General features: G+C 33.9%; 2 protein-coding genes. Both read left to right on the forward strand.

From position 1 onward, the window contains the following. A partial coding sequence (locus AC1DUW_RS30905; protein WP_477644463.1) for a DMT family transporter occupies window positions 1-234 on the forward strand: 234 nt, incomplete at its 5' end. Window positions 235-274: 40 nt separating this feature from the next. After that, window positions 275-595, forward strand: a complete 321-nt coding sequence (locus AC1DUW_RS30910; protein WP_053346226.1) for a DMT family transporter — start codon at window positions 275-277, stop codon at window positions 593-595. Window positions 596-825: the final 230 nt, after the last annotated feature.

Raw genomic sequence — 825 nt, forward strand, 5'->3', positions numbered from 1 at the left:
ATAGTAACGGTAGTTATTATAATCTTTAGTTTCTTTTTACTTTCAAAAGCTTTACATTCAATTCCCTTAGGAACTGGTTACGCCATTTTTACTGGATTAGGAACGGTGGGAACAGTAGTAATTGGGATGCTTTTTTTGGGAGAGACCATTAATCCACTGAAAGTATTTTTTATGGCTTTAATGATATTGGGGATAATTGGAATAAAAATAAATCCAGCACAACCTAAATATTAAAGGAAATGATATGATTTATACAAGGTTAGGGGATGATTCAATGGCTTGGTTTTTTCTTCTAATTGCCGGATTTGCCGAGATTGGTAGTGTTATAAGCCTGAAACGTGCAGACGGGTTTAGAAAATTGCTTCCCTCTGTAGCGTGTCTTTTTTTTGGGAGTTTAAGCTTTTATTTTCTTTCTTTGTCATTAACTTCTATTCCAGTGGGGACTGCCTATGCAATATGGACCAGTATCGGCTCTGTTGGAACTGTTTTAGCAGGAATGATCTTCTTTAATGAACCTAAAAGTTTAAGATTGACCCTATTTATTATGTGTATTATTGCAGGGGCTGTAGGTATTAAAATGACTTCTGGACATTAAGGTCAGGGTTTAAAATGGCAATAAGTAGATAAAGAAAAAAGGTACGATACCTATGGAGGAGAAGAATGATGAAAACTATTCAAGATTGGATAAAAGGTGACTAAAACTATTAAGCACATTAAAGATAACTTCGGTATTGAATTGGAGGTTTTTCTTTATGATTTCCAATCATAATGATTACRTAAACAGAGGATGCTTTTATCTAGATAGCATCCTCTGTAATGTATATT

The organism is Peribacillus sp. P4_C12 (assembly GCF_056402095.1).